This is a genomic window from Amycolatopsis heterodermiae, from assembly GCF_034929455.1.
Classification (GTDB): domain Bacteria; phylum Actinomycetota; class Actinomycetes; order Mycobacteriales; family Pseudonocardiaceae; genus Amycolatopsis; species Amycolatopsis heterodermiae.
The window spans coordinates 85,036-107,884 of the sequence record NZ_JAYFSI010000018.1 but is presented as its reverse complement, the minus strand read 5'-3'; the positions used below and the strand labels follow the sequence as shown (position 1 = coordinate 107,884).

22 protein-coding genes are annotated in these 22,849 nt (G+C 71.4%); 17 read left to right on the top strand and 5 right to left on the bottom strand.

Translation table 11 applies throughout. The annotated features are described in order from the left end of the window. Nucleotides 1–100: 100 nt before the first annotated feature. A complete protein-coding gene (locus VA596_RS45995; protein ID WP_323336570.1) occupies nt 101–400 on the bottom strand; it encodes a hypothetical protein in 300 nt (99 codons plus the stop codon). Nucleotides 401–688: 288 nt separating this feature from the next. On the opposite strand from VA596_RS45995, the gene VA596_RS45990 reads away from it, so the two are divergent. From VA596_RS45990 to VA596_RS45950, 9 genes are all read left to right on the top strand, one after another. Continuing rightward, nucleotides 689–1,021, top strand: a complete 333-nt coding sequence (locus VA596_RS45990) for a DUF6235 family protein (RefSeq protein WP_323336568.1) — start codon at nt 689–691, stop codon at nt 1,019–1,021. A 220-nt stretch (nt 1,022–1,241) separates the two neighbouring features. Continuing rightward, a complete protein-coding gene (locus VA596_RS45985) occupies nt 1,242–1,727 on the top strand; it encodes a DUF6423 family protein (RefSeq protein ID WP_323336650.1) in 486 nt (161 codons plus the stop codon). Nucleotides 1,728–1,761: 34 nt separating this feature from the next. Beyond that, on the top strand, nt 1,762–3,078 hold the full coding sequence (locus VA596_RS45980) for an NAD(P)-binding protein (protein WP_323336566.1): 1,317 nt from the start codon (nt 1,762–1,764) through the stop codon (nt 3,076–3,078). Then, nucleotides 3,071–3,511, top strand: a complete 441-nt coding sequence (locus tag VA596_RS45975; RefSeq protein WP_323336564.1) for a DUF6187 family protein — start codon at nt 3,071–3,073, stop codon at nt 3,509–3,511. The genes VA596_RS45980 and VA596_RS45975 overlap by 8 nt, the downstream gene beginning before the upstream one ends. Then, on the top strand, nt 3,483–4,034 hold the full coding sequence (locus VA596_RS45970) for a carboxymuconolactone decarboxylase family protein (protein WP_323336562.1): 552 nt from the start codon (nt 3,483–3,485) through the stop codon (nt 4,032–4,034). The genes VA596_RS45975 and VA596_RS45970 overlap by 29 nt, the downstream gene beginning before the upstream one ends. A gap of 123 nt (nt 4,035–4,157) precedes the next feature. Further along, on the top strand, nt 4,158–5,192 hold the full coding sequence (gene aroF / locus VA596_RS45965) for a 3-deoxy-7-phosphoheptulonate synthase (protein WP_323336560.1): 1,035 nt from the start codon (nt 4,158–4,160) through the stop codon (nt 5,190–5,192). Nucleotides 5,193–5,300: 108 nt separating this feature from the next. Beyond that, nucleotides 5,301–5,771 (top strand): SRPBCC family protein, encoded by a 471-nt coding sequence (locus VA596_RS45960; RefSeq protein WP_323336557.1) that lies wholly within the window; start codon nt 5,301–5,303, stop codon nt 5,769–5,771. Nucleotides 5,772–5,776: 5 nt separating this feature from the next. Beyond that, nucleotides 5,777–6,976 carry a cytochrome P450 gene (locus tag VA596_RS45955; RefSeq protein ID WP_323336555.1) on the top strand — a complete coding sequence of 400 codons (1,200 nt, stop codon included), beginning with the start codon at nt 5,777–5,779 and terminating at the stop codon, nt 6,974–6,976. Nucleotides 6,977–7,296: 320 nt separating this feature from the next. Next, nucleotides 7,297–8,511: an FAD-dependent monooxygenase gene (locus VA596_RS45950; protein ID WP_323336553.1), complete on the top strand. Its 1,215-nt coding sequence runs from the start codon at nt 7,297–7,299 to the stop codon at nt 8,509–8,511. Here VA596_RS45950 and VA596_RS45945 read toward each other — a convergent pair. Together VA596_RS45945 and VA596_RS45940 are read right to left on the bottom strand one after the other, a co-directional pair. Further along, a complete protein-coding gene (locus VA596_RS45945) occupies nt 8,508–10,682 on the bottom strand; it encodes a molybdopterin oxidoreductase family protein (protein WP_323336551.1) in 2,175 nt (724 codons plus the stop codon). The two genes, VA596_RS45950 and VA596_RS45945, sit on opposite strands and share 4 nt — an antisense overlap. 88 nt (nt 10,683–10,770) lie before the next feature. Beyond that, complete coding sequence (locus VA596_RS45940) at nt 10,771–12,204, bottom strand: FAD-dependent oxidoreductase (RefSeq protein ID WP_323336549.1); 1,434 nt, start codon at nt 12,202–12,204, stop codon at nt 10,771–10,773. 155 nt (nt 12,205–12,359) lie between these two features. Between VA596_RS45940 and VA596_RS45935 the strand changes: the two genes are divergently transcribed. Then, entirely contained in the window at nt 12,360–13,196 is an 837-nt protein-coding gene (locus VA596_RS45935; protein WP_323336547.1) for an SDR family NAD(P)-dependent oxidoreductase, read from the top strand. A 401-nt stretch (nt 13,197–13,597) separates the two neighbouring features. Continuing rightward, on the top strand, nt 13,598–14,980 hold the full coding sequence (locus VA596_RS45930) for a multicopper oxidase family protein (RefSeq protein ID WP_323336545.1): 1,383 nt from the start codon (nt 13,598–13,600) through the stop codon (nt 14,978–14,980). Between the two features lie 89 nt (nt 14,981–15,069). On the opposite strand, the gene VA596_RS45925 is transcribed toward VA596_RS45930, so the two are convergent. Both VA596_RS45925 and VA596_RS45920 read right to left on the bottom strand, forming a co-directional pair. After that, a complete protein-coding gene (locus VA596_RS45925) occupies nt 15,070–15,630 on the bottom strand; it encodes an NUDIX hydrolase (protein ID WP_323336543.1) in 561 nt (186 codons plus the stop codon). Then, on the bottom strand, nt 15,631–16,791 hold the full coding sequence (locus tag VA596_RS45920; protein WP_323336541.1) for a DegT/DnrJ/EryC1/StrS family aminotransferase: 1,161 nt from the start codon (nt 16,789–16,791) through the stop codon (nt 15,631–15,633). It lies immediately after the preceding gene. Nucleotides 16,792–17,000: 209 nt separating this feature from the next. On the opposite strand from VA596_RS45920, the gene VA596_RS45915 reads away from it, so the two are divergent. The 6 genes from VA596_RS45915 to VA596_RS45890 all read left to right on the top strand — a co-directional run bounded on the left by VA596_RS45915 (nt 17,001) and on the right by VA596_RS45890 (nt 22,843). Then, nucleotides 17,001–18,398, top strand: a complete 1,398-nt coding sequence (locus tag VA596_RS45915) for a nucleotide sugar dehydrogenase (protein WP_323336539.1) — start codon at nt 17,001–17,003, stop codon at nt 18,396–18,398. A gap of 11 nt (nt 18,399–18,409) precedes the next feature. After that, nucleotides 18,410–19,384: an NAD-dependent epimerase/dehydratase family protein gene (locus tag VA596_RS45910; protein ID WP_323336537.1), complete on the top strand. Its 975-nt coding sequence runs from the start codon at nt 18,410–18,412 to the stop codon at nt 19,382–19,384. A 38-nt stretch (nt 19,385–19,422) separates the two neighbouring features. Then, nucleotides 19,423–20,646 carry a class I SAM-dependent methyltransferase gene (locus VA596_RS45905; protein WP_323336535.1) on the top strand — a complete coding sequence of 408 codons (1,224 nt, stop codon included), beginning with the start codon at nt 19,423–19,425 and terminating at the stop codon, nt 20,644–20,646. A gap of 208 nt (nt 20,647–20,854) precedes the next feature. Beyond that, entirely contained in the window at nt 20,855–21,283 is a 429-nt protein-coding gene (locus VA596_RS45900; RefSeq protein WP_323336533.1) for a DoxX family protein, read from the top strand. Nucleotides 21,284–21,477: 194 nt separating this feature from the next. Beyond that, nucleotides 21,478–22,536 carry a sigma-70 family RNA polymerase sigma factor gene (locus tag VA596_RS45895; protein WP_323336531.1) on the top strand — a complete coding sequence of 353 codons (1,059 nt, stop codon included), beginning with the start codon at nt 21,478–21,480 and terminating at the stop codon, nt 22,534–22,536. Then, nucleotides 22,523–22,843 carry a hypothetical protein gene (locus VA596_RS45890; RefSeq protein WP_323336529.1) on the top strand — a complete coding sequence of 107 codons (321 nt, stop codon included), beginning with the start codon at nt 22,523–22,525 and terminating at the stop codon, nt 22,841–22,843. Before VA596_RS45895 ends, VA596_RS45890 begins: the two co-directional genes overlap by 14 nt. Nucleotides 22,844–22,849 lie beyond the last annotated feature (6 nt).

Below are 22,849 nucleotides of genomic sequence, written 5' to 3'. Positions count from 1 at the left end.
GAAACGGGCCGGAAGCGGGGACACCCGCGACCGGCCGGTACGTCCAGGTTCGCACCGGCGGGCCGCCGAACACGTCTCCCGCTGTGCGGGAACCGGCGCCTCACGCCGCCGCGTCGTGCTCCTGCGGCCGGATCGCGCGCAGCCGGGACGTGGCCTGCCGCTCGCGCGCGGCGGCGTGGGTGCTGTGGCCGCGATGTACGGCCACGTAACGGACTTCGCCGTCGACCAGCACCTCGAGCCCGGTCCGCTGCCCCGGCTCGAACCGCGCCCCGCACGCGGCGCAGGTGCGCTGGCGCTCGGCCGCGCCCCCCGGCGCGCGCGGGGCCGGGAGGCGCGGCGGCGGGGCGGTCGCGGTGTCTTCCCGGGCGAAGTCCTCGCGCGGACTGAGCTGTTCGGTCATGGGGCACCTCGGATGCGGACGCCGGTGTCGTCACCGGGGGAGGGGACGTGCAGAACTCCTGTCCGCCCAGTGCACACCCCACGGCTTCGGCGCGACCACTTGCGCACTGCGCACCTTGTCCGCTACCGCACGGGCTTCCGGTGCGGGAGGGCACGATCGGAGATGATCGCGGGCCCCTTCCCGGGTGACACTTGAGGCTGTTTGGGCCGGAGTGTCACCGGGCCCGGCGCGGGCCCGGCCCGCGTCCCCGTCCCGGGTACCTCGCGACGTTGGTTGGGAGGCCGGCGGATGGCAATGCGCCTCCAGCTCGTCGAAGGACTCGAGTTGCTCGAGGAGTGGGCTGAATCGGCGTCACAAGCCGAGCGAAATGTTGTTTACGAGGCATTGTTCGCTATTGGCGACGGTTCCGCTTTCCTGATTTACGACATTTTCGGCGACCCCCGCGACCGGAGCAATTTGATTGTTTCGGTGCGGCCGCAGCTGGTGCTCAAGGTGCTGGTCCGGCGCGCCGACTCGTCGTTCGAGATCCGCCACGTCGGCGCGCCCGACGACGGCCAGGACCACACGGACGGTGACGTCGCCCCAGCTCGCGAGGAGCCGAGCAGTCCCGAAGGTGCCTAGTCCGAACGGGTTACGGCAGGCGTCCCCCGGCGCGTGCGATCACACGCGGTCGATCATGTATCCCTCACCTTGACAGCGTCTCTCGGCGTGTGAAAGCCTTTTCGTGTTCGCTGGTCAGCCCTTTTTTCTGGGGTCCTTGTCACAAGGAGGCTGCACCATGTCGTCACCGGAATTGCCCGGGCTGGACGTCCACGGCCGGGTCCGAGCGCGTGACATCCAGATGACCGGGGTGGCCGACCTCGGCCGCCGCGTCCTGATGATCACCGGCGCGATCGACACCACCGACCACGACGTCTCGATCAGCGTGTCCCTGCCCGAGGCGGGCCGCTGGCAGGTCATCAAGGCCGAGACGAACCTGACCGACCGGACCTGGGTGGCCATGCAGGCGGTGCTGGACGAGGACTCGACGTTCGTCGACGACCCCGGCGCCGCGGTGATGTCCCCGCAGTTCGCGAAGTCCTTCATGACGCCCGACCAGCGGCGGCTCACCTTCTACGACGGTGAGGTGCGCCCGGGCGAAGCGGTGCTGAAGATGTATTCGATGGAGACGAGCGGCCGCAAGCCGGGGTACTTCTACTCCCGCTACAGCCCGATCGCCACCGACAGCGCCGAGCAGTCCCTGGAGACCCTCGAGCAGCTGGTCGCCAACGGCATGCAGCAGCGCCCGGTGGTCGAGCTGGCGGTCCCGATCACCGTCCTCGATTGAGCCCGGGTGCGGGCACGGCGACCCTGGGGGACCCGTGATCAAGTTCGTGCCGGAGCCGCACCTGCTGGACTCGCCCCGCGGGCGTGACTGGCCGCGACTGGGCGCGCCCCGGACCCCGGGCCGCGCCGGCGCGCCGGCGAACAGCGCCGACGTCGTCATCGTCGGCGCGGGCCCCGCCGGGCTCGCGGTCGCGTCCGCGCTGTGGCACCACGGCGTGCGCGACGTCGTGGTCCTCGACCGCGACGGCCGCCCGTGCGGCCGGTTCTTCGACCGGATCGACCGGCTGGGCCAGCGGGTGCTGCGCTCGCCGTACGAGCACCACCCCGGCGTCGAGGGCTACCGCGACTGCGAGCTGCTGGACTTCGCGCGGCTGCACTGGTCGCGGCTGACCGACGTCGAACGGCGCGAGATCCGGATGGCCCAGGCCGGTCACCGCTCGGTCGTGCCGGTGGACGTCTTCGAGGCCTACTGCGACCACCTGGTGACCAGCCATCACGTCGCGGAGCGGACGTGGCAGGCGTCCGTGCGCGAAGTGCTGCCCACCGCCGAAGCGGTGACGGTGCGCGCGAACCGGTTCACCGTCACCGCGCCCCACGTCGTGCTCTGCCTCGGCGAGGAGCGGCGCTCGGCCCCCGAAGCCTGGTGGGGCGGTGGTACCCCGCCGCGCGGAGTGTCCTATTGGGACGATCCGGTGCCGGCTCGCGGGTCGCGCCGGATCGTGGTCGGCGCCGGGCTCACCGCGGCGCACCTGCTCACCGGCTCGCTCGAAGCGGGCCACGAGGTGCACTGGGTGGTCCGCGAGACCGAAGAGCGGTACCAGTGCGCCGACGTCAACTCGTCGTTCTTCCGCCCCGAAGGCCGCGCGCGCTTCGACGGGGTCGACCGGTCCGGGCGGCTGGAGCTGATGGGCCGCCACCGGCGCGCGTCGATCATGTTCGAGTTCCGGCCTCGGCTGCAGCAGGCCGAGGCCGAGGGGCGGCTGGTCGTGCACCGCGGCGAGTCGGTCAAGGAGGTCGGCGACGGCAGCGGCGGGGTGGTGTGCCGGCTGGAGAGCGGCCGCCTGATCGAGGCGGACAGCGCCGTGCTGGCCCTCGGGACGACCCCGTCGATCGGCGGCGGCCTGCTTCCCCCGGACGTCGTCGCCGAGCGTGACGGCTGGCCCGCCCTCGACGAGCGGACCCTCGGTTACACCGGCGCGCCCCGGGTCTCGGTGGTCGGCGCGGCGGCCGGGCTGGTGCTCGGCCCGGCCGCGCGCAACATCGACGGCCACCGGGTGGCGACCGCGCGGGTGGCCGCGTCGATCGCGCACAGCCTGCGCCACGAGCGGGTGCCGGTGGTGGCCGGTGCCTGACACCCGGTTCGCGCTGCCCCCGATCGACGACCCGCCCTCGACCGAGGTCGGCATCATCCTGCTCGGCCTCGACGCGCGGCGCCTGCTGGCCGGGCTCGGGTTCGCCCGGATCGCCGACGACCCGGCGCTGGTGACGCAGGCGGTCGACCTGGCCCGGCACGAGGTGGCCGGGTTCGGGTTCGCCGACCTGGTCGCGGCCGGGCGCGCCCGCTGGCGCGCCGTCCGGGACCTCGTCGAAACCCGGGCCGAGACGTCGGCTTCGCCGCGCCGCGCGTGGGCCGAGGCCGCCGCGCGCGTCACCGCCGCCGTTCCCGAGGCCGGTCCGGCCTCGGTCGCCTACCTGACTGCCTGTTCGCTGCGCCGCGGGGAAGTCGACCGCGTCGCCGACGGAGACGGAGAAGCCGATGTCGTACCTGAAGTTCCTGCCGGCTGAGACCCGGCTGCTGGACGTGTTCAAGGCCCACCCGGGCCCCGCGCGCCCGCTGCTGGAGCTGCACGAGCAGGTGATGCGGGCCGACTCGCCCTTCACGGCCGGCGAACGCGAGCTGATCGCGGCGTACGTCTCGGGCGTGAACAGCTGCGACTACTGCCACGGCATCCACACGGTCACCGCGGAGGCCTTCGGCGTCGCGGAGGGCACGCTCGCCGCGGCGGTGCGCGACCTCGACTCGGCGCCGGTGGACGACAAGCTCAAGCCGGTGCTCGCCTACGTCGGCAAGCTGACCCGCACCCCGTCGCGGATCACCGAGGCCGACGCCGAAGCCGTCTTCGCCGCCGGCTGGAGCGAGGACGCCCTGCACGACGCCGTCCTGGTCTGCGCGCTGTTCAACTTCATGAACCGCATGGTGGAGGGCGTGGGCCTGCGCGCCGACGAGGCCTACGCGACCGAGTCCGGGCAGCGGCTGCACGACGGCGGGTACACCGGCCTGGCGAAGTTCCTCACCGACGAGAGCTGACCCCGGGCCCTGCGCAACCGCGAGGACGCAGGGGCTCGCCGCGCTGCCGGATGCTCGATCCATCGGGTCACCGCCGGTGGTGGCCGGGGCCGGGAGTGGGTGCGAGAACGCATGGTCATCGTGATGGCTACCGATGCCGCGGCAGGAGACGTCGAGGCCGTCGTCGACCGGGTGACGGCGGCGGGCGGCGAAGCCTTCGTCAGCCGCGGGGTGAGCCGGGTGATCATCGGGCTGGTCGGCGACGTCGACCGGTTCGAGGCGCTCAACCTCAGCGGGCTGCCGGGGGTGCACAGCGTCACCCGCATCTCCGCGAAGTACAAGCTGGTCAGCCTGGAGCACCACAAGGAACGGTCCACGGTGCACGTCCGCGGCGTGCCGATCGGCCCGGACACCATCACCCTGATCGCCGGGCCGTGCGCGGTGGAGACGCCGGAGCAGACCCTCGAGGCCGCGCGGATGGCGCAGGCCGCGGGCGCGACCCTGCTGCGCGGCGGCGCGTTCAAGCCGCGCACGTCGCCGTACGCGTTCCAGGGGCTCGGTGAGCTCGGCCTGCGGATCCTGTCCGACGTGCGGGCCGAAACCGGCCTGCCGGTGGTCACCGAGGTGGTCGCGGCGCACGACGTCGAAATGGTCGCCCAGTACGCGGACATGCTCCAGATCGGCACCCGGAACATGCAGAACTTCGCGCTGCTTCAGGCGGCGGGCGAGGCCGGCAAGCCGGTGCTGCTCAAGCGCGGCATGAACTCCACCATCGAAGAGTGGCTGATGGCCGCCGAGTACATCGCCCAGCGCGGCAACCTCGACATCGTGCTGTGCGAACGGGGGATCCGCACGTTCGAGACGGCCACCCGCAACACGCTCGACATCTCCGCGGTGCCGGTCGTCCAGCGGCTTTCGCACCTGCCGGTGATGATCGACCCGTCGCACTCCGGCGGGCGGCGCGACCTCGTGCTGCCGCTTTCGCGCGCGGCGGTCGCGGTCGGCGCGGACGGCGTGCTCGTCGACGTCCACCCCAATCCCGAAGAGGCGCTGTGCGACGGCCCGCAGGCCCTGCTCGCCGACGACCTGCGCGTGCTGCAGCAGTCCATCGAGGAACTGGCCGAGGTGCTCGGCCGCCGTCCGCCGACGTGGTGGAACCGCCGCCTCCTGGCCGGCTGAATTCCCTACCCGTGCGCGGGATCGCGGGTGCGCACGCTCGAATGTTCCGTCGTGGCAAGGGTTCCGGTTACCGTGCGGTGACCGGTCCCTCAACTCCGTGGAGATGTCGTGATTGTCAAGCCGAAGCACACGATGTACCAGACGACCGTGCTCGACGCCGATCCGGACACGGTCTGGACCGAGGTCCGCGACGTCCTGAAGCTGGTGAAGATCCTCTTCGGGGACACCGTCGGCGGTGTGGAGTGGGTCGAGGGCGGCTCGCCGGAGCGGGTGCCGTCGCGCTACGAGTTCACCATGCTGGCCAACCAGGGCCTGGTGCAGCAGGAGGTCGCCGGGCGCAACGACGTGGCCCGCTCGCTCACCTACCGGACGCTCGCGCCCGTGCTGTGCCTGTACGACTACGTCGCCACCTACCGCGTCTTCCCGGTGACCAACGACCCGGGCCGCAGTTTCCTGGAGTACTCCAGGGAGTTCATGGTGACCGACGACGCCGAGCCGGGCATCGTCGAGGCGCTCATGACCATGATGGACAACCAGATCAGCGTCGTGCGCGACTACTTCGCCCCGCCGGCCCAGTAGCCACGATGGACCGCACGGACGTCGCCTTCCTGGACGTCACCGCACCGGGGTTCGGTTTCGGCACCCCGGAAGTGGCCGAGGCGCAGGCGAAGAACTGGTACGCGGACAGCCCGGTCGGCCTCCTCGTGCTGCGCTACGCCGAGGCGCGCGCGTTGCTGCGCGACCAGCGCCTCGACCACAACGGCAAGCGCTTCATGGAGATGAACGGCGTCTCCGGCGGGCCGATCCACGACTGGTTCGTCCCGATGATCATGAACCACGACGGCGAGCACCACCGCCGCCTGCGCGGCCTGGTGGGCAAGGCCTTCACCCCGCGGATGATCGAGGGGCTGCGGCCGTTCGTCCGGGACCGGGCGCGGGAGCTGGCCGGGCACCTGGCGTCGGCGGCGGAGTGCGACTTCATCGAGGAGTTCGCCAACCCGTTGCCGCTGGCCGTGATGAGCGAAATGCTCGGCGTGCCGCCCGAGGACCACGACGTCTTCCACACCTGGACGACGGACATCGGCCTGGTGTTCAGCATCGCGCTCGGCGGCGACGTCGTGACCCGCGTCGAGACCGCGCTGGTCGGGCTCAACAAGTACATCGACGAGCTGATCGAGGCCAAGAAGGCCGAGCCGGGCGACGACCTCGTCTCCGCGCTCGTCGCCGCCCAGCGGGAGGACCCGCTGATCAGCCCGGCGGAGCTGCGCAACCTGATCGTCACCACGGTGTTCGCGGCGCACGACACGACCCGCCACCAGCTCGCCAACGCGATGGTCGCCTTCGCCGGCCACCCGGACCAGTGGCGGCTGCTGGGAAGCCGTCCCGACCTCGCCGACCGGGCGGTCGACGAGGTCATGCGCTGGCTGCCGTCGTCCCCGACGATCTACCGGTTCGCCGCGCAGGACTTCGACTTCGAGGGCCTGCACATCGCGGAGGGCACCTTCCTCACCATGGTGGTGACGGCTGCCCAGCGCGACCCACGCGTCTTCGGCGACGGAGCCACGTTCGACATCACGGCTTCCCTCGCCGCACCGCTCCTGCAGTTCGGGGCGGGACCCCATCATTGCCTCGGCATCGCGCTGGCGAAGGCGGAACTGGGTGAGGCGCTGCCGGCGCTGGCGGCTCGGTTGGGCGCGCCGGAGTTCGCGGGTCCGTTCACGTGGCGGCCGCCGATCGGGATCCACGGGCCGAACAGCCTGCCCCTGCGGTTCGGCGCTCGGTGACCGGTTCCTGGTTGCGGCGGCTCGGCCCGGGATCGCGCCGCTGCCTTGGCATCGCGCCGGCCGAGGGTGGAGCCGGGTGAGGCACCGCCGGCGCTGAAAGTCGCGCCGGTTCGGCGCCTGGATCGCGCCGCTGCATCGGCATCGCGCCGGCCAAGGGCGGAGCCGGGTGAGGCCCCGGCGGCTCGGCGCGAGATCGCCTCATTCGCGCCTTTTCCGGCGTTTCGGCGGCCGCTGACGCCGGGATCGCGTCGTTCGCGGGTCTGGGCCGCGGGCCACCGTACAATCCGGACCGAAAGCCGGACGGTGGACTGGGGGCACGGGTGAGCGGTATCAGGGTTCTGGTGGCGGGGGCGAGCATCGCGGGGCCGGCGCTGGCCCACTGGCTGCGCCGGCGGGGGGCCGAGGTGACCGTCGTCGAGCGGGCGCCCGGGCTGCGTCCCGGCGGGCAGGCGGTGGACGCGCGCGGGGTGACCAAGGAGGTCATCGTGCGGATGGGGCTGGACGCGCCGGTGCGCGCGGCCCGCACCGAGACCGCCGGCGCGTACACAGTGGACGCGGACGGGACCGTGCTCGAGACCTTCAGCGCGGAGGACGACGGCGGCGACGGGTACATCTCGGAGATCGAGATCCTGCGCGGCGACCTGTCCCAGGTGCTCTACGACGACACCCGCGACGGTGTCGAGTACGTCTTCGGTGACCGGATCGCCGAGCTCACCCAGGACGCCGACGGCGTCGACGTGGTCTTCGCCGGTGGTGACCGGCGGCGCTTCGAGCTGGTGATCGGGGCCGACGGGCTGCACTCGTCGCTGCGGGGGATGGTCTTCGGGCCGCGCGAGCGGTTCGTCCGCCACCTCGGGCTCGTGCTCGCCTTCTACAGCGTGCCCAACGAGTTCGGGCTGGATCGCTGGCTGCTCGACCACCAGGACAAGGCGACCGGGCGCTCCGCGAGCCTGCGGCCCATCGGCGACGCCACCCGGGCGATGGCCATGTTCTCGTTCCCCGCGGCGGACTTCGACGTCGACTACCGCGACATCGAGGCCCAGAAGGTGCTGCTGCGCGAGCGGGTGGCCGGCCTGGGCTGGCTGACCCCGCGCATCCTCGCGCACCTGGACGACACCCCGGACTTCTACCTCGACCAGGTCGCCCAGGTGGTGCTGGACCGCTGGTCGAGCGGCCGGGTGGGGCTGCTCGGGGACGCGGCGTTCTGCGCGTCGCCGATGTCCGGGCAGGGCACCGGGCTGGCCCTGGTCGGCGCCTACCTGCTGGCCGGGGAGCTGGCCGCCGCCGGGTGGGACCCGGCGGCGGGGTTCGCCGCCTACGAGGCGCGGATGCGCTCGTTCGTCGAGGCCAACCAGGAGATCGGCCGGATGCACGTGGACAGCCTCGCCGCGGCGGCGCCGGACGCCGCGCCGAGCCCGGAGCCCGACATGGAGGCGCTCACCGAGCTGGTCGAACGCGCGCTCAACGGCGTCGAGCTGCCCGGCTACGCCGGGGTGCCGGACTCCGGGACGACCAGTGCGGCAGGGCAGGGCTAGGCCGGGTACGGGCCGACCGTGACCGGCACGCCGTTGAAGACCGCGTTGCCCGACGGGACGTCCACGACCAGCTCGTCGGTCAGCGCGTTCGCGTTGACCCCGGGGTGCTGCGCGGCGACGCGCTGCGTGCTGCCCGCGTGACCCCAGCCGTGCGGGAGGCTCACCACGCCCGGCATGATCGAGTCGGTCGGCTCGACCTCGACGACCACCTCACCGGCCGACGAGCGCACGACCGCCCGCTCGCCCAGGCCGTACCGGGTGACGTCGGCCGGGTTGACGTGCAAGGTGCACCGGTTGCTGCCGCCGAGGAGCGACGGGACGTTGTGCAGCCAGCTGTTGTTGGACCGCAGCTGGCGGCGGCCGATCAACAGCATCTCCGGCACCGGCTCGGCCAGCCGCGCGCGCAGCCGCGCGAAGTCGGCGACGATCGGCTCCGGCGTCAGCTCGACCTTGCCGGACGGGTTGCACACCAGCTCCTTCAGCCGCGGCTCGAGCGGGCCGAGGTCGATGCCGTGCGGCTGCTCCTTGAGCTTGGCCAGGGAAAGCCCGTACGGGCCGAACTTCAGCAGGGTGTCCAGGATCTGCTCCGGGCCGTCGTCACCCTCGATCGTCGCGCGCAGCACCTCGACGTCCATGCCCTCCACCGGGGAGCCGGGCATCTGCGTCGCCCCGGTGAGCAGCTGGCCGATGAAGCCCTCGTCGACGGCGCCCGCCGGCACCTGCAGCGGGGCGCCGCCCGCGATCAGCGTCAGCCGCGCCAGGATCTCCGCCTCCGACCGCTGGTCGTCGTCGAGCGGCAGGGCCGCGGGGGAGTAGCGGGTGTAGTTGCGCACCATGACGATCTGCATGAGGAAGTCGTAGTGCGCCATCTGCAGGATCCGCGGCGGCGGCAGGATCACGTGCGCGCGCCGGGTGGTCTCGGTGAGGTACGGGTCGACGCAGACCATGAAGTCCAGCTCGTCGAACGCCCGCCCGAACCGCGGCCCGTTGGGGGCCGCGACCACCTGGTTGGCCGCGATGTTGATGAGCGCCCGGACCTGGCCCTCGCCGGGCGTCTCGATCTCGTCGGGCAGCGTCGCGGTCGGCAGCTCGCCGAGCACCTCGGGGAAACCCTTGACGCGGCTGCGCCAGCGGTCCCACTCGAACGGCTGGCCGGTGCGGAACACCTCGAGCGCGGCGGTCCGGGTGAACATCGTCCCGCCGGGGTTGTCGAGGTTGCCGGTCAGGATGTTGATCACGTCGACGAGCCACTGCGTGATCGTCCCGAACTCGACGACCGACCCGCCCATGCGCGAGTACACCGCCGCCGTCGGCGCCGCGGCCAGCTCGCGCGCGAGCCGCGCGATGTCCTCGGCCGGCACGCCGCACACCAGCTCGGCCACCGCGGGCGAGAACTCCTCGGTCAGCGCCTTGAGCTCGTCGAGCCCGGCGACGTCGAGGGTGACCGTGGCGAGGTTCTCCTGCAGCAGCGTGTGGACGATCCCCAGCAGCAGCACCGAATCCGTGCCCGGCCGGACGAAGAAGTGCTCGTCGCAGGCCTTCGCGGTGCGGGTGCGGCGGGGGTCGACCACGACCAGCTTGCCGCCGCGCTTGCGCAGCGCCCGCAGCCGCGCCGGCATGTCCGGGGCGCAGAACAGGGAACCGTGCGACTCCATCGGGTTCGCGCCGAGGACGAGCAGGTAGTCGGTCCGGTCGATGTCCGGCACGGCGATGGCGAACGGGTCGCCGTAGAGGTGGGCACAGGCGACGTGCTTGGGCATGTGGTCGATCGTGCCGGAGGAGTAGACGTTCTTGGACGCCAGCGACTGGATCAGCGGGATGCGGTACAGGAACCCGGCCATCGTGTGGTAGGTCGGGTTGCCGAAGTAGACGGCGACCGCGTCCCGGCCGTACTTCTCGATGACACCGGTGATCCCGCGCTCGACGGCCGCGAACGCCTCGTCCCAGGAGGCTTCCCGCCACTCGTCGCCCTCGCGGATCATGGGGTGGCGCAACCGGTCCGGGTCCTCGTCGAGGTTGCCCAGGCTCGCGCCCTTCGGGCAGATGTAGCCCTTGGTGAACGGGTCCTGCTCGTCACCGCGCACCTTCGTGACGCGGCCGGCGGGGTCGAGGTCGATCTTCAGTCCGCAGACGGCGTCGCAGATGGGACAGGTCCGGTGCGCGGTGGTCATCGGCACTCCAGTGGTGGGATCGCCCTCACGGGCACGGCCACGGGAGTCCCGGCGGGACTCCCGTGGCCGAGGGGAACGGTCGGTGCGGTCATGCCGCCTTCGGCAGCTCGGCGGCCTCGCCGCCGAACGCCGGTTCGACGCCTTCGGCGACCGGGAACTCGAACTGCACCCGGCTTTCCTTCGACGGGCCGAACAGCGACTTCCACAGCACCTTGAGCGCGAAGCCCGGTCGCATCATCGCCTCCGGCTTCTGGACGAGGCCGGCGGTCTTGAAGTACTCGGCGGTGATGCTGCCGTCGCGCGTCGCGGCGATCTGCACCCGGCGCAGGAACCAGTTGCCCATCTTGACCTTGAACGTGCGCTCGCCCTCGACGCCCGGCAGGCTCAGGTCGATCTGGTTGGTCATCTCCCACGCCTGGTCGATGGCGTCGGTGGCCAGGTCCCGGAAGTAGTCCTGCGGCACCGGGGCGGCCCCGCTGTGCAGGTGCTGGCGCAGCACCAGCGCGCACAGCGCGGCGACGCTCATGCCCTGGGCGTACACCGGGTTGAACGTGGTGACGGCGTCGCCGGTGACGAGCAGGCCCTCGGGGAAGCGGCGCAGCTTCTGGTAGTGGCGGCGCAGCGTCGTCGGGAACTTGAACGGCATCGCCTTGTCGACCGGGTCCGCGTACCGCAGGGTGTTGTAGACGTCCTTGACGGGCAACGCCTTCAGCCACCCCATGAGCGCGTTGTACTCGGTGGGCGGGTGGTCGCCGAGGATGCCGTAGGTGGTCAGCTCGACCTTGCCGTCCTCCACCAGGAAGAAGACGTTGCCGCGGGGCGCGACGTCGTGCGCGATCTGGTTGATCGCGACGTCGTTGACGAAGCCGTTGGCGCCCTCGCGCAGGCGGAAGTGCTGCGTCACGTAGCCGAGGTCGATCTTCTTGCGCTCCTCGAACGGCTTCTCGTAGCCGAGCTGCTCCAGCCAGACCGGGGTCCGCGAGCCGCGGCCGGTGGCGTCGACCACCAGGTCGGCGTCGATGACCTCGTCGGTGTCGGTGCCGCGCTTCTGCACCCGGGCGCCGGTGACCTGGCTCTTGTCCGCCGACGTGGTCAGGCCGAGGATGTCGTGCTCCTCGATGAACTTCACGTTGGGGATCTGCTGCACGCGCTCGCGGATGAAGTACTCGAACATCGGCCGCACCACCCCGAGGGTGGTCAGGCCCGCGTGCTGCTGCTTGAGGCGGTTGCCCCGGGCGTACCACCGGCAGCTGCCGGACAGGTCGCCGGTCGGCACGCCGTTGTCGATCATCTCCTGCGTGAGCCCCGGGAAGAGCTCCTCCATCACCTGCACGCCGCGGGCGAGCAGGCCGTTGGCCTGGTGGCTCTGCGGGCAGAACCGCCGGACGCCCTTGACGCCGACGAGCTTGTCCCGGTCGACGATCTGCACCTCGTCGTAGGCGTCCGCGAGCACCCTGGCTGCGAACAGGCCGGCAATGCTGCCTCCGAGCACCACCGCGCGGGTCCCAGCTTCCTGGCCCATCGCGGTCACCTCCCTGATTTCGTGGTTGTCATACCTGAGGGGCCCTCACATCGTGTCGCCGGCGGATTCGGCCGTCCTGCAAGCATCACACCGCCTGCGGTGACAGGCTTCTCTGCCGTTGCGGGGTCGGGGCCGGTGAAGGACTTTCTCCTCCATTGCCCGCCGGCAGGAACAACGCAACGGGGAAGACGCCGTGCGTCCGCCGCAGGCGTGAACCTGGCTGCATGTCTGAATTCGTAGGTAAGACGGTTCTCATTACCGGCGGTGGGAGCGGCATTGGTCTTGCCACCGCGACGCAACTGGTCGAGGCGGGGGCGAACGTGGTGATCGCCGGGCGCCGCATCGAGCGCCTCGAAGTCGCGGCGAAGGAGCTGGATCCCACTGGTGATCGGGTTCTCGCCGTGGCCACGGACGTGGCCCGCACCGACGAGCTCGACGAGCTGGTCAGCCGGATCCGGAATCGTTTCGGCCGGCTGGACGGTGTTTTCGCCAATGCCGGGCTGGCTTACGGCGGCCCGACCGCGGTGGTCACCGAGGCCGATTTCGACCAGATCTCCACCGTCAACTTCAAGGGCGCTTTCTTCACGATCCAGAAGGCGGTGACGCTGTTCGACGCCGGCGGCGCCGTCGTGATCAACGGGACCTTCCTCGCGCACCGCGGCGTGGGCCCCGCCTCGCTGTACTCCGCGACGAAGGCCGCCGCGACCAACCTGGCCCGCTCGCTCGCCTCCGACCTGGCAGGCCAGGGAATCCGGGTCAACGCGGTCAGCCCGGGCTACATCGAGACGGACATGCTCGACGGCCTCGCCCCGACCGAGGAGGCGCGCACCGCGTTCCGCACGCAGATCCCGCTCGGCCGGTTCGGCCGGCCCGAGGACATCGCCGAAGCGGTGACCTTCCTGCTGTCGCCGCGGTCGTCCTTCATCACCGGCCAGGACCTCGGGGTGGACGGCGGGCTGGCGAACTCGGTTCCGCTCGAGGCGCCCAGGTGACGGTGCGGAACCAATCGCGCACGGAAGGACAGAATGGGCTCGGCCACGCGGCCGGGCCCATTCTCTTTGCGTGAATGACCGATCTCACTCCCGGTGCCGGGTTCGTCACTACTCGGGTGACGGTGCGGAATAGCTCGCGCACGGAAAGACAGCGTGGTCGCGGCCGTCCGGCCGCGGCCATTCGTTGTGCATTGATCGTCCGTTTCCTTGGCTTCTTCCGCATCCACAGAGATGCCCACGCCCAGCGGACCGCAGAGGATCGCGGTGGGGAGCGCACCGGAATGCGGTGCCAAGAAGAAACAATGAGCTCCGAGGAGCGGACAATGTTGAACCGAAGAAAACTTCTGGGGTGGATGACGGCGGGTGGCGTCGTGGGGGGCGTGGCGCTGATGCCTTCGGCAATGAGCGCGGGGGCAACCACGAGCGCACCGGACCACACCGGGCACGGGGCGGCGGCCGGCGGCGCACCGGCCGCCGCCGGGACCCGCGTGGCCGCGCAGTTCACGCAGTGCATGCCGGTACCGCAGCAGCTGACGCCCACGCGCCGGAGTGACGGCACCGACGTCTACCGGATCCCCATCAAGACCGCGCAGTTCGCGTTCACGCCCGGCAAGCCGACGCCGGTGCGGACCTTCGGCGGCACGTTCGTCGGGCCGACCATCCGCGCCAAGACGGGCACCCCGGTCGAGGTCACGTTCACCAACCAGCTGGACGTGACGTCCAACGTGCACCTGCACGGCGGCCACAACGCCTCGGCCGACGACGGCTACCCGATGGACCTGATCGCCCCCGGCGCGAGCCGCACGTACCACTACCCGAACAAGCAGCAGGGCGCGACGCTCTGGTACCACGACCACTCGCACGGGGCCGAGGCCGAGAACGTCTACAAGGGACTGCACGGCTTCTACATCATCGACGACCCCGCGGAAGCCGCGCTGAACCTGCCCAGCGGGCAGTACGACGTGCCGATCATGATCCGCGACGCCCAGATCGACGCCAACGGCACCCTGGTCTGGCCGAGCTCCGTGCCGGACCGCACCACGGTGCTCGTCAACGGCGTCGCGGCGCCGTACTTCCAGGTGGCCGCGCGCAAGTACCGGTTCCGCCTGCTCAACACGGGCAACGAACGCGGGTTCCGGCTCACCCTCGGCGGTCTCCCGATGGTGCAGATCGGTTCCGACGGCGGCCTGCTGCCGGCGCCGGTGACGCGCTCGGACATCACGTTCACCTCCGGGGAACGCGTCGACATCGTGATCGACTTCTCCCGGCAGGCGATCGGCTCGAAGTTCGTGCTCTCCGACGTGTCGGGCCCGGTGCTCCGGTTCGACGTGACGCGCACCGCGGCCGACACCAGCCGGGTGCCCGCCACGCTGCGGGCGCTGCCCGCGCTGGGCACCCCGACCGTCGAGCGGAACGTCACGATGCGGTTCGACGACTCGGGCAACGTCGGCCTCGTCAACGACCTGCCCTACGACCCGAACCGGGTGGACTTCCAGGTCAAGCGGGGCGCGACGGAGATCTGGAACGTCACCAACACCGACACGGTGTGGGGCGCCCCGCACACGTTCCACCTGCACCTCGAGCAGTTCCGGGTGCTCTCCCGCGACGGCGCGGCGCCGACGCCGGACGACGCGGGCCGCAAGGACACGGTGCTGGTCATGCCGGGCGAAACGGTCCGGGTGCAGGCGACGTTCACCGACTACCTGGGCAAGTACCCGTTCCACTGCCACTTCCTGGACCATTCCTCGATCGGGATGATGGCCCAGATGGAGATCGTGCCCTAGCGCCGGTCCACAGAGGACAGCCGGGTGTCAAGCACAGGGGGGAAGGGCGGATGCGCCCTTCCCCCCTGTGCCGGTGTCCGCGCCGGCGCTCAGCCCGAACCGCGCTCCGCGAGCAGGTACAGGCCGTAGGCGGCGATCGTCGAGTTGTCCTTGATCTCGCCGTCGCGGATCATGCGCTCGAACTCGCCCCTGGTCACCCAGCGGTGCCGCATGTCCTGTTCGGACGGTTCGCGGTCGGGCGGGCCCGGGGTCAGGTCCGTGGCCACGAAGACGTCACAGGCCTGCGGGCTCGCGCCGTGCCAGGCCAGCATGTGGCCCAGGTGGCGCAGCGTGCCGGCGCGCAGGCCCGTCTCCTCGGCCAGCTCGGCGCGGGCGAGCTCCTCCTGCGTCCCGGTGCCCCAGTCCGGGAAGCACCCCTGCGGGAACTCCCAGTAGCGCCCGCGCACCGGGTAGCGGTACTGGTCGACCAGGTGGAACCCGTCGTTCTCGGTCGCCATGACCAGCGCGAAGTCGGGCCGCTCGATGACCGAGTAGATGCCCTCCGAGCCGTCCTGGCGCTCGATGCGGTCCTCGTGCACCGCGAGCCAGGCGTTGCGGTACACCAGGCGCGTGGACAGCCGGCGGATCGGCGGGTCGCCGACTTCGCCCATCTACGCCGCCTGGCCGAGGGTCCGGGCCGTGACGCACTCGCGCACGGAGTCGACCACGCGGCGCACGTCGTCGTCGCTCAGGCCCTGGTGCATCGGCAGCAGCAGGGTGCCGGCCGCGGCCGCTTCGGTGTTCGGCAGCGGGGTGGTCCAGCCGTAGGAGGGCACCTCGTGCAGCGGCGGGTACCGGAACGTCGTGTAGACGCCGCGGGCGTAGAGGTCGCGGGCGACGACGTCGCGCAGCTCCGGGTCGAGCTGCACCCAGTACATGTAGTGCGACGTCCGGTGCCCCGCGGGCAGCACGGGCGGGCGGCGCAGGCCGGCCAGGCCGGCGAAGCCCTCGTCGTAGCTCGCCGCGACCTCGGCCCGGCGGGCGATGAACTCCGGCAGCCGCTCGAGCTGGACGATGCCGATCGCGCTGAGCACGTCGTTGGTGGTCGAGCGGCGGGAGAACGACGTGACGTCGAAGTCCCACCAGCGGGTGCTGGCGCGCATGGCCTGGTCGAAGCCGCTGCGCTGCTCCATGCCCAGGTAGGCCACCTTGGGCGCGCGCGCCGCCAGCTCGGGGTCGCGGACGTAGAGCATGCCGCCGTCGACGGTCACCACGATCTTGCCGTGGTCGAAGCTCCACATGGCGATGTCGCCGAACGTGCCGCACGCCTGACCGTCCACTTGCGAATCGACGGCGATGGCGGCGTCCTCGATGAGCTTGACGCCCCGGTCCCGGCACAGCGCGGCGATCGCGACGACGTCACCGGGGTGGCCGCCGTAGTGCAGGACGATGACCGCCTTGGTGCGCGGGGTCAGCGCGGCCTCGATGTCGGACACCCGCGGGTTGAGCGTGTGCGCGTCCACGTCGCAGAACACCGGCCGCGCGCCGCGCGAGGCGATCGCGTTGGCGGCGCCGACGAAGCTGATGGAGGGCAGGACGACCTCGTCGCCGGGGCCCACGCCGAGCAGGTCCATGGCGATGAACGTGGCCTCGGTGCACGAGTTGACCGACACGACGTGCTCCCGGCCGACACCGATGTGCTCGGCGAAGCGCGCCTCGAACTCGGCGGTGCGCTTGCCTCGGCCGATCCAGTTGCTCTCGAAGACTTCCCGCACCGCGGCGAGTTCGCGTTCGCCGAGACAGGGTTGCATCACGTTGATGAGGTCGTTCATGGGCTCCCCTACCGACCGGACACTGGTCTCCGACACTCCCACCGCGCCTGCCCGGAGGGCCTCTCCTGGAGTGCGGGTGTGGGCGCCCCCCTCCCGGTGTGCTCTGTTCCGCGCGGGGCAAGGGAGAAGTGGTCCGCCGCCGTGGCCGTCGGTGACCCTGGGACACAGGCGGCCGGCGGCGCCGACCGCGACATCGATTGGAGACGCGGATGCGATTCCTGTCCGAGAACGAGCCGATCACGGTGGCCGTGATCGGCTTCGGCTACGTCGGCTCGTGTGTGGCCGCGACGCTCGCGGACCGCGGGTTCGACGTCGTCGCGATCGACAGCGACCCCCAGCTGATCGAGGAACTCTCCTGGGGCTACTTCCGGATCGAGGAAGCGGGCCTGCCCGACATGGTGTTCCGCACCATGGAGGCGGGGAAACTGCGGGTCACCACCGACTTCGCGGAGACCGCCGCGGCGGACGTGATCCTGATCTGCGTCGGCACGCCGGTCCGCGACGACGGCTCGCTGTCCTCGGAGCAGCTGATCGGCGCCTGCCGTGAACTGCGCAAGCACCTGCGGCGCGGGCAGCTCGTGGTGCTCAAGAGCACCGTCCCGCCCGGCACGACCCGCGAGGTCGTGCTCCCCGAGCTGGAGCAGAGCGGCCTGCGCGGCGGCGCCGACTTCAGCCTCGCGTTCACCCCGGAGCGGCTGGCCGAGGGCACCGCACTCGCCGAGCTGCGCGCGTTCCCGATCGTCGCGGGCGGGTACAGCGAGGCCTGCGTGCGCGACGCCGTCGAGTTCTGGCGGCGCGGCCTGGGCGTCGAGGTGATCCGGCGCGACTCGCTGGAGGCGGCGGAGATCATCAAGCTGGCGAGCAACTGGTGGATCGACCTGAACATCGCGCTGGCCAACGAGCTCGCCAAGTTCTGCGCGATCTACGGCGTCGACGTCCTCGACGTCGTGTCCGCGGCCAACACCATCCCCAAGGGCACCGGCAACGTCAACATCCTGCTGCCGAGCGTCGGCGTCGGCGGCTCGTGCCTGACCAAGGACCCGTGGATGGTGTGGAAGTCCGCCCAGGAGCACGGGGTCGACATCCGGACCGCGGCCACCGGCCGCGAGGTCAACGCCGGGATGCCGGAGTACACCGCCCAGCTCGCGATCGACGAGCTGGTCCGCCAGGGCAAGGATCCGGCCCGGTCCGTCGTCGGCGTGCTCGGCCTGGCGTTCAAGAACAACACCGGCGACCTGCGGGCGACCCCGACGGCGGCGACGGTGAAGGCGCTGCGGAAGGCGGGCGCGACCGTGCGCGTGTACGACCCGCTCGTCGAGGCGAAGCAGGTCGAGCCGATCTTCGGGATCGCCCCGTCGGCGACGGTGGAGGAGACGGTCCGCGACGCCGACTGCATCGCGGTGCTCGCCCTGCACCGCGACTTCGAGAGCATCGACTTCGCGGCCCTGCCGGTGGCGAAGCCGTGCGTGCTGCTCGACGGGCGCGCCTACTACTCGAAGGAGCGGATCGCCGAGCTGACCGCCGCCGGCTACGCCTACCGGGGCGTCGGCCGCGGCAGCGCGCTCCGCAAACCCGAAGGCGGCGTCGAGTGGGCGGAGGCGAGCTGATGGCGGGTCGTGTGTCACGACGGGTCCTGGTCACCGGCGGCGCCGGGTTCATCGGCCACCACCTCGTCGAGCGCCTCCTGGACCGCGGCGACGAGGTCACCGTCTTCGACGCGGTCGCGCCGCGCGAGGCGGCCGGCGACCGGGTCCGGGTCGTCGAAGGCGACCTCCGGGACGTCACCGCGCTCGGCCGGGCCGCGGCCGGTGCCGACGTCGTGTTCCACCTCGCCGCCGTGGTGGGGGTGGACCAGTACCTCTCGCGTCCCCTCGACGTCGTCGACATCAACTTCACCGGCACCCGCAACGTGCTGGAGGTCGCGCACCGCGCCGGCGCCAAGGTCGTGCTCAGCTCGACGAGCGAGGTGTTCGGCAAGAACCCGGCGGTGCCGTGGCCCGAGGACGGCGACCGGGTGCTCGGCTCCACCGCGTCCGACCGGTGGTCCTACTCCTCGAGCAAGGCGCTGGCCGAGCACCTGACCTTCGCTTTTGCGCGCCAGCACGGGCTCGAAGCGACGATCGTGCGCTACTTCAACGTGTACGGCCCCCGCCAGCGCCCGGCCTACGTCGTCAGCCGGTCGGTCCACCGCGCGCTGAACGGGAAGCCGCTCGTGGTCTACGACAAGGGCCTCCAGACCCGCTGCTTCACGTTCATCGACGACGCGGTGGAAGGCACGCTGCGCGCCGCGGAGCACCCGGGTGCCCTCGGCGAGGCGTTCAACATCGGCAGCATGGTCGAGACCACCGTGGGCGAGGTCGTGCGGCTCATCGGCGAGCTGACCGGTGTCGAGTCCATTGTGGACGTCGACACCGCGGAGAAGCTCGGAGCGTCCTACGAGGACCTGATGCGGCGCGTGCCGGACAACGCCAAGGCGGGCCGGATCCTCGACTGGCGGCCGGAAACGTCGTTGCGGGACGGGTTGATCAAGACCATCGAGTGGGCACGGGCGAGCGACTGGTGGCTCAACCTGTCCGACAACGGAGCCGTGTGACGGCCGCCGGGCGGTCGCGACAGGACAGTGAGGGAGTTATGGAAACTACCACTTGCCGGGTGTGCGACGGCGCGGTGAGCGAATTCGTCGACCTGGGCGACCAGCCGACGGCCAACGGCTTCCTGCTGCCCGAGGAGGTGTCCGCGGAGTTCCGGTTCCGGCTCGCGGTCGGCGCCTGCGAGGGCTGCGGCCTGGTGCAGCTGGTCACCGTGGTGCCGCAGGAGTTCCGCTACCACGCGGGCTACCGCTACCACGCGTCCGGCTCGGTGAGCCACCGCGAGCACTTCGCGGCCGACGCGCGGCACTTCCTCGAGGCGGAGCTGACCGGCCCGGACCCGTTCATCGTCGAGATCGGCTGCAACGACGGCGTCATGCTCGGCACCATCGCCGCCGCCGGTGTCCGCCACCTCGGCGTCGAGCCGTCCGGCAACGTCGCGGACATCGCGCGGGAGAAGGGCATCCAGGTGCTGTCCGCGTTCTTCGACGAGGACTGCGCGGCCCGGGTGCACGCCGAGCACGGCCCGGCCGACGTCGTCTTCGGCGCCAACACCATCTGCCACATCGCGCACATCGACTCGGTGTTCCGCGGCCTGGAGACGCTGCTCACGCCGGGCGGGGTGTTCGTGTTCGAGGAGCCCTACCTCGCCACGATCGTCAACGGCATGGCGTTCGACCAGATCTACGACGAGCACGTCTACTACTTCAGCGCCGCGTCGGTGCAGGCGATGGCGAAGAAGTTCGGGTTCGAGCTGGTCGACGCGGAGCGCATCGCCATGCACGGCGGCGAAGTGCGCTACACGATCGCCCGGCCGGGCGCGCGGGTGCCGTCGGCGCGGCTGGCCGAGCTGCTGGCCGAGGAGGAGTCGAGCAAGCTCAACGAGCCGGCCACCCTCGCGGAGTTCGGCCGCAACGTCGCGCGCATCCGCGACGACCTGGTCGCGCTGCTGCGCCAGCTGCGCGCGGACGGCAAGACGATCGTCGGCTACGGCGCCCCCGGCAAGAGCTCGACGGTCACCACCTACTGCGGCATCGACACCGAGCTGGTGCCGTTCGTCTGCGACTCGACACCCGGCAAGCAGGGCCGCCTGCTGCCCGGCTCGCACCTGCCGGTCCGGCCGCCCGCCGACTTCGCCGACCCGTACCCGGACTACGCGCTGCTGTTCGCCTGGAACCACGCCGAGGAGATCATGGCGAAGGAGCAGGCGTTCCGCGACGGCGGGGGGAAGTGGATCCGCTACGTGCCCGAGGTCGAGGTGATCTGAGGCACGAAAGCACGCGGGGCCGTCACCGGAGGAATCCGGTGACGGCCCTTTTTTGCCGCCGGGTCAGGCCGCTGACCAGGCATTTCGTCCCGCCGGACGGATCTTCCGAAGTTTCCGGCGCGATCACCGATGATTTTTTCCCATCCCGGCCGTCGTACTGGGTAGAGGCTGGCGAAACACGCCGGACGACGGATACGAGGAGACCACGATGACCGAACAGAAGCTCGCCACGCGCCAGGCCCCGGCCGAGACGGCCCAGCGTCCGCGCAAGGCGTGGAACATCGTGCTGTGGGTGCTGCAGGTCGCCGTGGCGGCCGAGTTCGTCCTGGCCGGCATCGCCAAGGTGACCGGCAACCCGCAGATGGTCGACATGTTCGCCGAAATCGGCGCCGGCCAGTGGTTCCGGGTGGTGACCGGCCTGCTGGAGCTGGCGGGCGCGGTGGGCCTGCTGATCCCGGTGCTGAGCGGCCTGGCCGGGCTCGGCCTGGCGGCGCTGTCGATCGGCGCGACGATCACGAACGTCTTCGTCCTGCACACGAACACCGCGATCACCGTCGTGCTGTTCGTGGTCGCGGCCGTCATCGCCTGGGGCCGCCGCGGGCGCACCGCGGACCTGGCGAGCCGGTTCAAGCGCTGAGGGGCGCGGACGCGGTCGTCCTGCCGCCGCCGCCGTCGGCAGGACGACCGCCTGGGGGCCCGTTCTCCGAACGTGCTCAGTCGGTGCGGAAACCGCTCCGCACGGGGGATGACGGCCGAATTGCGGTCCCGGGCGACGTATCGTCGTGCAGGCGCCGCCCAAGTCGTTCACCTGGTTCGAGCACGGAGGATTTCATGAGCACACCGGGAACTCGGCTGGACGAGGAGGACCACACCCTGGTCGCCGCCGCCCTGGCGGGCGACCGTGAGGCCTTCGGCGGGTTCGTCGAACGCTACCGGGCGGCCCTGCAGGTGCACTGCTACCGGATGCTCGGCTCGTTCGACGACGCCGAGGACATGGTGCAGGAGACGTTCCTCCGGGCGTGGAACAAGCGGACGACGTTCGAGCGCCGCTCGGCGTTCCGCTCCTGGCTGTACCGCATCGCGACCAACGCGTGCCTCGACCACCTCGACCGGCGCGCGCGCCAGCCGGTGCCGCACGACCTCGGTCCCGGCGCCGAGGCGGCGACGTCGCCGAGCGAGCTGCCGTGGCTCCAGCCGGTGCCCGACCGGCTGCTGGACGCCGTGAGCTCGAGCGAGGGCGACCCGCAGGCGGCCGTGGTCGACAAGGAGACGATCGAGCTGGCGTTCCTCACCGCCATCCAGTACCTGCCGCCGCGGCAGCGCGCCGTGCTGGTGATGCGCGACGTGCTGGGCTGGCCGGCCAAGGACACCGCCGAGCTGCTGGGGATGTCCGTCCCGTCGGCCAACAGCGGGCTGCAGCGGGCCCGCGCCGCGCTCAAGGAGCACCTGCCGCCGCGGCGCATGGAGTGGGCGCCGGACACCGACCCGACCGAGGCGGAACGCGCGCTGCTGCAGCAGTACATGGCTGCCCACGAGAAGGTCGACCTGGACGCGATCACCGAGCTGCTCTGCGCCGACGCGCGGCTGACGATGCCGCCGCTCCCGGTGCTCTACGACGGCCGGGAGACCATCGTGGCGTTCGCCGGTGAGACGCTCGGCGAAGGCCGGTACGGCGAGTTCCGGCTGGTGCCGACCCGGGCCAACCGGCAGCCCGCGTGCGCGAAGTACGTGTGCCGGCCCGGGGACGAGGAGTTCCGCGCGCACTCGCTCGACGTGCTGCGCGTCGCGGACGGCCGGGTCGCGGAGATCACCACGTTCCAGCCGGACGTGTTCCCCGCCTTCGGCCTGCCGCCGTTGTTGTCAGTGGGCGCCAGAGATGCCGGACGATGAGCACACCCCGCTTCCCCTGCTCGACGGGACGCTGCCGGGGAGCTTCTGCCGCGAGGAGGTCCTCGTCCCGCCGGACCCGCCGCGCGTCCTCGACGGTGCGGAGTGGCCGGACGGGCTGATCGTGGTCGAGCGCGGGGTCCTCGACGTGACGACCCCGGACGGCGCCACCGCCCGGTTCGGCCCGGGTTCGGTGCTGGCCTTCGCCCGGATGACGGCGGCGACGATCCGCGGCGGCGACGGGGAAGCGGCGGTGCTGGTGGTGGTGACCCGGCGGTGGCCGGTGCAGCGGGTCACCGACCTGCCCTGACCGTCC